General features: G+C 76.5%; 6 protein-coding genes. 3 read left to right on the top strand and 3 right to left on the bottom strand.

The window, feature by feature from the left end; genetic code table 11:
• The 3 genes from HCJ92_RS07280 to HCJ92_RS07270 all read right to left on the bottom strand — a co-directional run.
• On the bottom strand, window positions 1-1,118 hold a 1,118-nt coding region (locus tag HCJ92_RS07280; protein WP_167932620.1), incomplete at its 3' end, for a CbiQ family ECF transporter T component.
• A gap of 95 nt (window positions 1,119-1,213) precedes the next feature.
• Window positions 1,214-2,062: an SCO2322 family protein gene (locus HCJ92_RS07275; protein WP_167932619.1), complete on the bottom strand. Its 849-nt coding sequence runs from the start codon at window positions 2,060-2,062 to the stop codon at window positions 1,214-1,216.
• Window positions 2,062-3,543, bottom strand: a complete 1,482-nt coding sequence (locus HCJ92_RS07270; RefSeq protein WP_167932618.1) for a prenyltransferase/squalene oxidase repeat-containing protein — start codon at window positions 3,541-3,543, stop codon at window positions 2,062-2,064. Before HCJ92_RS07270 ends, HCJ92_RS07275 begins: the two co-directional genes overlap by 1 nt.
• Window positions 3,544-4,066: 523 nt before the next feature.
• Between HCJ92_RS07270 and HCJ92_RS07265 the strand changes: the two genes are divergently transcribed.
• Genes HCJ92_RS07265 through HCJ92_RS07255 form a run of 3 tightly spaced genes read left to right on the top strand, consistent with a single transcriptional unit; the run spans window position 4,067 to window position 7,569 of the window.
• Window positions 4,067-5,695: a glycosyltransferase gene (locus HCJ92_RS07265; RefSeq protein ID WP_167932617.1), complete on the top strand. Its 1,629-nt coding sequence runs from the start codon at window positions 4,067-4,069 to the stop codon at window positions 5,693-5,695.
• A gap of 6 nt (window positions 5,696-5,701) precedes the next feature.
• On the top strand, window positions 5,702-6,466 hold the full coding sequence (locus tag HCJ92_RS07260) for a methyltransferase domain-containing protein (RefSeq protein WP_167932616.1): 765 nt from the start codon (window positions 5,702-5,704) through the stop codon (window positions 6,464-6,466).
• Window positions 6,463-7,569, top strand: a complete 1,107-nt coding sequence (locus HCJ92_RS07255) for a prenyltransferase/squalene oxidase repeat-containing protein (RefSeq protein ID WP_167932615.1) — start codon at window positions 6,463-6,465, stop codon at window positions 7,567-7,569. Before HCJ92_RS07260 ends, HCJ92_RS07255 begins: the two co-directional genes overlap by 4 nt.
• Window positions 7,570-7,690: the final 121 nt, after the last annotated feature.

Here is a 7,690-nt window from a genome sequence, read left to right as displayed (position 1 = left end):
GGGCCGCCGTCCCGCCCTTCCGTCGCCGGACGCAGCGCGTCCGACGGGACAGGGGCGACGAGCGCGGGCAGCAGGCCGAGCAGCACCGCGAGCGCCGGCCCCAACGGCAGGGTCGGCGCGGTCAGCGGCACCGTCGGCGGCGCGATGCCCACCGGATCGGCCGAGGCCGCCACCACGAACGCCACCGCCACCGCAGCCCCCGAGGCCGCCACCAGCCAGGCTCTGGCGCCCCAGCGGTCCGGCCGGTACCGGGTCCGCACGGCGCGTCGCCCGCCGAGCCACAGCCCCGCGGTCGCCGCCGCGGCACCGGCCGCCAGCACCGGCAGTCCGAGCACGCCGCCGTCGGCCGCGAGCAGCCCGTAGCTCCCGGCGCAGACCCCCAGCAGCCCGCCCAGGGTCAACGCCGCGGTGGTGCGTCGGACGCGCGGCGGCACCCGGGCGGAACGCCCGTAGCCCCGGGCGTCCATCGCCGCCGCCAGCGCCACCGACCGCTCCAGTGCCCCCTCCAGCACCGGCAGCGCCACCCCCGCCACCGACCGCAGGCCGCGGTCCGGCCTGCCCCGCAGCCGTCGCGCCGCCCGCATCCGCACCACGTCGCCGATGAGCCGCGGCGCGAACGTCATCGCGACCACGACCGCCACCCCGGCCTCGTACAGCGCCCCCGGCAGCGACTTCAGCAGCCGCGCCGGGTCCGCCAGCGCGTTGGCCGCGCCCAGGCAGATCAGCAGCGTCGCCAGCCGCAGCCCGTCGTAGAAGGAGAACAGCACTCCCTCGGCCAGCACCCGGCCGCCGAGCCGCACACCCTGCATCCACTCCGGCAGCGGCACCTCCGGCAGTGTGAACAGCACATGCGTGCCCCCGACCGTGGAGCCCAGCAGCACCGCGAAGAGCACCCGCACCACCACGACGACGGCGCCCAGTGCGAGGAAGAACCCGAAGGCCCGCGCCCACGGCGCGTCCGTGCGGCGGGCGGAGACGACGTACCCGGCGACCGCCACGACCAGCGCCAGCAGCAGCGGGTTGGTGGTGCGCGAGGCGGCCGTCGCCAGGCCCAGCGCCCACAGCCACCACGCCCCCGCGTGCAACGCGGTGGCGCGGGTCGCCAGGGGGGCCCGCACGACGGCCGTGAGGCCGCCGTCGCGCCCGTGCCGCCCGGTACGGTCCCCGCCGGGGTGCGGCGGCACCGACCTCGGCGCGTCCCCGGCGCGCCGGCTCACCGGTCCCGCCGCCGACCGCGTCCCCACGCCGCCACCGCGAGCACCGCCACGGCTGCGATGCCGATCCACAACCCGAGACCGCCGGCGAGGCCGTCGTCACCGGTGCCGGCGGAGCCGCCGTCCTCGCTGCCGTTGTCGCCGCCCCCGTCGCTGTCGGGGGAGTCTTCGGGTGCGACGCTCGCCTGCTCACCGCAACCGCGCTCCGGGTAGCCGCGAACGGCGCAGAGCAGCCCCGACCTGTCGTAGCGCAGCGGGTCCGCCGTCGCGGCCAGCGCCTCGGCAGCGGTGGCACCGTCGGCGACCACGGCGCAGGCCGTCGTTGGCTCCGGTGGTTCCTCACCCGCGGGCGCCTCGGCCCGCGTCCCGAAGTCCAGCACCAGTGCCACCCGACGCTCGTCCTCGCCCGCCGTGGCGACGTCGCAGACGCTCTCGAAGGTGTGCCCACCGCGCGGCTGTTCGGCGCCGCCCGCCCCCGTGCCGATGCCGAAGCGGAAACCCAGCAGGGCCCCGTCCGAGGGGCGGAGGGTTCCCGGACCCTCGGTGGCGTAACGCCACGCGCCGTTGGTCGTGCCCCGGCCCGCGTCGTTCCCGTCGTCCGGCCCGTCGTCCGCGTCACGGAGCCAGAACGACCAGTAGCGGTAGCCGGTGGGTTCGTCGCGAGCCGGCGCGCCCGCCGCGTTGTCGGTCGCCACGGAGCCGCCCGCCGCGTTGTCGGTCGCCACGGAGCCGGTGGCCGGGGGAGCGGCGGCCCCGGTTGCCGCTCCCCCGGCGAGCACCGGCAGCAGCAGCGCCCCGGCGGCCGGTACGAGGACCGACCGCCGGGCGCCTGGTACGGCACGGCGCATCAGTCGCCGCCACCGCCGCCGGAGTCGCCACCGGAGCTGTCCGAACCGGACGAGCCGGAGGAACCCGAGGAACCCGAGGAACCCGAGGAACCCGAGGAACGCGACGAACCGCCGGTGGAGTCGCCGGAACCCTCCCCGCCGGGACGGTGGTCGTCGGCGGTCGAACCGCCCGCGGTGGTGCCGCCGTCGGCGGTCGTCCCGCCCGAGGCGGCGCCGCCTCGGCGCTCGGAACGGCCGCGCATGGCCAGCAGCAGTCCGATGCCGGCTCCCGCCAGCAGGCCCACGACGACCAGCAGGACGGTCGCCGCGCCGGACCCGCCGTCCTCGTCCTCACCCGATCCGGCAGGTTCACCCCTCTCGCCGTTCCCCGGCTCGCCGCCGTCCTGCGCGCCGTCCTCGGGCGCCAGGGCGACCAGTTCGGCGGTCAGGTCGGTCCCGCCGAACTCCGCCGGGTCGCCGTCCGCCGCGCGGACGGCGAGGATCAGCTGCCCCAGGGCGGCGGGGCTGTCCGACGTCCACTCCTGCGCGTTCTCCGCCAGCCACGCCAGGGGCTCCTGCGTCGCCCCGCCGTAGCCGCCGGCGGCCAGCGCCAGCACGGCGCGGGCGGTCGCCCCCACGTCGGGGTCCCCGTCGGCGAACGGGTTGGGGACGAACGCGCCCTCGTCACCCGCCACCAGCTCCGCCACCGCGGTCGCCGCCGCCCGCGGCGCCTCGTCCTCGGGAAGCGCCCCGGTGTCCGGGCCGCACTCGGTCGCCGCCGGGCGGTCGTCCCCGGAGACCGGGTCCACCAGCAGGCCGCTGCCCTGGAGCGCGAGCGCCGCGTCGACCGTCGCCGCCTCGTTGGCGAAGAGCTCACCCGAGTCGCCGTCCGGCTGCCACGCGAAGCTGCCCGGTGCGCCCCCCTCGGCGTCGCAGCCGAGCTGGAGCTCGCGCAGCGCGTCGTAGGCCGAGGCACCGTCGGCGGAGGTGACCGCCGGGACGTCCTCCCCGGCCGCCACCAGCGCGCCGACCACGGCCGCCGTCGAGTTGGCGTCGGTCGGGTCGCCGGGGGAGAAGGGCCAGCCGCCGTCGTCGTTCTGTATGCCGAGCAGCCAGTCGACGGCCGCGCGGGTCTCCTCGCCGTCGGCGCCACGCGTCGCGGCCAGCGCCTGCACCGCCATCGCCGTCGCGTTGGACTCGGCGGCCACGTCGTCGCCGCACTCCTCCTCGGCGTCGGCGCGGTAGGCGGCGAACGAGCCGTCCTCGCACTGCTGTGCCGTCAGCCAGCCGAGAGCGGCGTCCGGCACGGGGCGCTCCTCGGCCCGCAGCGCCAGGACGGCCAACGACTGCCGCCACACCCCGTCGTAGGTCGGGTCGGTCTCGCCGAACAGCCCGGTGTCCTGCTCGGAGGGGCCACCGGTGTCCTGGGCGTACGCGGCAGGCACGGCCCCCAGCAGGAGAGCGGCCCCGGTGAGGGCCGCCGCGCCACGGCGCAGCTTCATGATCGGTCGCCTTTCGCTCTGGTGGCCGAGACGGCTCGATCCACCGCGGCGCGGGCGACGCGGCGCACCGGGGCTCGGCTCCGTGTTCCTCGACGGTTCCGGCCGCGCGGCCGGGAGCCAGTGCCGTCCCGGCGCGGGTGCTCCGGCTGCGGGCCCAGGGCCGCTCACGGTTGCGGGTCAGCGCCGGGATCGCACCGGCTTCCCCCGCGCGGGGACGTGTAGTGCGGCCTCACTGTATCGGCCACGTTCCGGCGGACGTGTGCGCGCGGGCGTGTTCCGCCGGGACCCGGCGGCCCGCCGGGTCCGGGCCCGTGGGCCTACCCCGCCCGTCTCGGGGCGTCGGCCCGGGGCGCGGGCGGTGCGGCACGGCCGCGGACCCGTGGTGGGGATCACCGGTGGCCGCCGGTCACGGCGCGGAGGCCGGCGGCTATCTTCGTACCGACGGGTAGCCGGGCCAACGTGAACTTGTTCCGGTCGGAACGGGACGGTTACGCTCCGGCGCACAACCGAGAGGGGAGCGGGCGTGACCGCTGGAGACCGCGCGGACGAACCGCTGAACATCGCGTTCCTCACCTACAAGGGGAATCCTTTCTGCGGCGGACAGGGCGTCTACGTGCGGCACCTCTCACGTGAGATCGCCCGTCTCGGCCACCGCGTCGAGGTCATCGGAGCGCAGCCCTACCCCGTCCTCGACGACCGGTCCGGCGTCACCCTGACCGAGTTGCCGAGCCTCGACCTCTACCGCGACCCCGACCCCTTCCGCACGCCGCGCCTCGGGGAGTTCCGCGACTGGGTCGACGCGTTGGAGTTCGCCACGATGCGCACCGGCGGCTTCCCGGAGCCGCTCACCTTCTCGCTCCGCGCCCGGCGCCATCTCGCCGCCCGTAGCGGTGAGTTCGACGTCGTCCACGACAACCAGACGCTCGGCTACGGACTGCTGGGTCTCGACCGGCTCGGGCTGCCGCTGGTCACCACCGTGCACCACCCCGTCACCGTGGACCGGCAGTTGGAGATCGACGCCGCCGAGAGCATCGGTGGGCGCCTCTCCAAGCGCCGCTGGTACGCCTTCACCCGGATGCAGCGGCGGGTCGCGGGCCGCCTGCCGTCCGTCCTCACCGTCTCCGGCTCCTCCCGCCGTCAGATCATCGACGACCTGGGGGTCCGGCCGCACCGCGTCCACGTCGTGCCGATCGGCGCCGACTCCCGGGTCTTCCGCCCCGACCCGGCCGTCGCGGAGGTCCCCGGACGGATCGTCACCACCTCCAGCGCCGACGTGCCGCTCAAGGGCCTCGTGCACCTGGTGGAGGCCCTCGCGGAGGTGCGGCGCGACCATCCCGAGGCGCACCTCGTCGTCGTCGGGCACCGCCCCTCCCACGGACCCGTTGCCGACGCGCTGGCCGCCCACGGGCTCGGATCGGCCGTCGACTTCGTCAAGGGCGTCACCGACGAGGAGCTCGCCGACCTCGTGCGCGGCGCGCAGGTCGCCTGCGTTCCCTCGCTCTACGAGGGCTTCTCGCTGCCCGCGGCCGAGGCCATGGCCGCCGGGACCCCACTGGTCGCCACCACCGGCGGCGCCATCCCCGAGGTGGCAGGACCCGACGGGGAGACCTGCCTGGCCGTCGAACCCGGAGACTCGGCCGCTCTCGCCGCCGCCCTCGGCCGCATGCTTGCCGACTCGGAGCTGCGCGCACGCGTCGGCGCGGCAGGCCGGGCGCGCGTCCTCTCCCGATTCACCTGGGAGCAGGCCGCGCGCGGCACCGTGGAGCGCTACCGGGAGGCGCGGGCGGACCACCGGCGCCGCGCCGCCCCGCCCCGCACCGTCGTCCCCGTGACGGAGCGGCCCGCCGGACCCGGACGAGCGAGCGGCCCCGGAACGCCCGAAGGGACCACCCCGGTCGCCACCGCCACCGGATCCCTCACCCCGCTCGTTACGCTCCGCTCCGCCGCCACGGCCGGGACGGACGCCGCAGCGGGAGCGGGCACCGCGCCCGCCACCGCGGGAGGCGCGGGATCCGACGCCGCGACCACGCCGCCGGCCCGCGCCGACCGGCCGGACACGCCGACCACCCCTGCCGCCCCGCGCGACGCCGACCTCGCGGTCCCCGCCACCGGTCCCGCCCCGGCGGCCGACCGTCCGAACGCAAGGAGCTGACCCCACGTGCTCACGGTGGACTTCACCCGATTCCCCGTCGCGGCCGGTGACCGCGTCCTCGACCTCGGCTGCGGCGCCGGCCGCCACGCCTTCGAGTGCTACCGCCGTGGAGCCCGGGTCGTGGCGCTGGACCGCAACGGCGACGAGATCCGCGAGGTCGCCGCCTGGTTCGCCGCCATGCGCGAGGCCGGCGAGGCCCCCGAGGGCGCCACGGCCACCGCCATCGAGGGCGACGCGCTCTCACTGCCGTTCCCCGACGACAGCTTCGACGTCGTCATCGTCTCCGAGGTCCTGGAGCACATACCCGACGACCGCGGTGTCCTCGCCGAGATGGAACGCGTGCTGCGCCCCGGTGGGCGCCTGGCCGTCACCGTCCCGCGGTACGGACCGGAGAAGGTCTGCTGGACCCTCTCCGACGCCTACCACGAGGTGGAGGGCGGCCACATCCGCATCTACCGGGCAGACGAACTGCTCGGCCGCATCCGGCAGTCCGGGCTGCGACCCTACGGCGTCCACCACGCCCACGCCCTGCACTCGCCGTACTGGTGGCTCAAGTGCGCCTTCGGTGTCCACCGCGAGGGCGACGACGCCGCGCTGCCGGTCCGCGCCTACCACCGGATGCTCGTCTGGGACATCGTCAAACGGCCGTTCGCCACACGCTTCGCCGACCGGCTGCTCAACCCCGTCATCGGCAAGAGCTTCGTCGCCTACGCCACGAAGCCGCAGCTCCGCGCCGCCCCGCGCTCCGCCGGCGTGGCGGAGCGGGCATGACGGTGCCCGGCCGGGGCGCCACCCTCGCCCTCGACGGAGTGCTCACCGCCGAGGAGGCCGCGCTCACCGCGAACCGGATCGCTGAGCTCCAGCGCCCCGACGGCGCCATTCCCTGGTTCCGCGGCCATCATCTCGACCCCTGGGACCACGTCGAGGCCGCCATGGCGCTCGATGTCGCGGGCCACCACGCCCCCGCCCGCGCGGCCTACGAATGGCTCGCCCGACACCAGCTCCCCGACGGCTCCTGGTACGCCGCCTACGACGACGGCGACGCGGACCGGCCGACCGACCTCTCGCGCGAGACCAACTTCTGCGCCTACGTCGCCGTCGGGGTCCTCCACCACCACCTCGCCACCGGCGACGACGGCTTCCGGCGACGGATGTGGCCCGTCGTCGTCGCGGCCATCGACTTCGTCCTCGACCTCCAGCACGAGGACGGCCGGATCGGCTGGAAGCGGGAGACCGACGGCACGGCCGTGACGGACGCCCTGCTCACCGGCTGCGCCTCCATCCACCAGGCGCTCCGTTGCGCGCTCCGCCTCGCCGAACTCGCCGGTGACCCCCGCCCCGACTGGGAGCTGGCGACCGGTCGGCTCGCCCACGCGGTGCGGTCCCATCCCGAACGGTTCCTGGACAAGTCCCGCTACTCGATGGACTGGTACTACCCCGTTCTCGGGGGCGTGCTCCGCGGCGACGCCGCCCGCGCGCGGCTCGACTCGCGCTGGGAGGAGTTCGTCGTCCCCGGGCTCGGTGTCCGGTGCGTCCTGCCCAATCCGTGGGTCACCGGCGGCGAGAGCGCGGAGCTCGCGCTGTCGCTGTGGGCCGCGGGGGACAGCGACCGGGCAGCCGAGATCCTCGGAGCCATCGGTCACCTCCGCGCTGCGGACGGCCTCTACTGGACCGGCTACGTGTACGCGGACGACGCGTTCTGGCCGGAGGAGCGCACCAGTTGGACCGCCGGATCGGTGCTGCTGGCGGTGGCGGCCCTCAACGGCCACCCGGCCACGACGGCCGTGTTCGGCGGCGGGCGCCTCCCCGAGGGACTGTCGCCCGACTGCTGCGGTGGGTCGCCGCCCCCGGGCGCTGACCCTGTGCCGCGCTGACCCCTGTGCCGTTCGCCCCCTGCCCCGCTGACCCTCCTGCGGCTCTCTGACGGCCGTCCCGCTCCGCCGCCCCGGGGACGGCGCCGCCGGGCCCCGGGTTCCGACGGGCCCGTGCCGCCCG

Source organism: Streptomyces spiramenti, assembly GCF_012034385.1.
Classification (GTDB): domain Bacteria; phylum Actinomycetota; class Actinomycetes; order Streptomycetales; family Streptomycetaceae; genus Streptomyces; species Streptomyces spiramenti.
The sequence above is the reverse complement of the archived record's forward strand: the minus strand, read 5'-3'. Positions and strand labels throughout refer to the sequence as shown.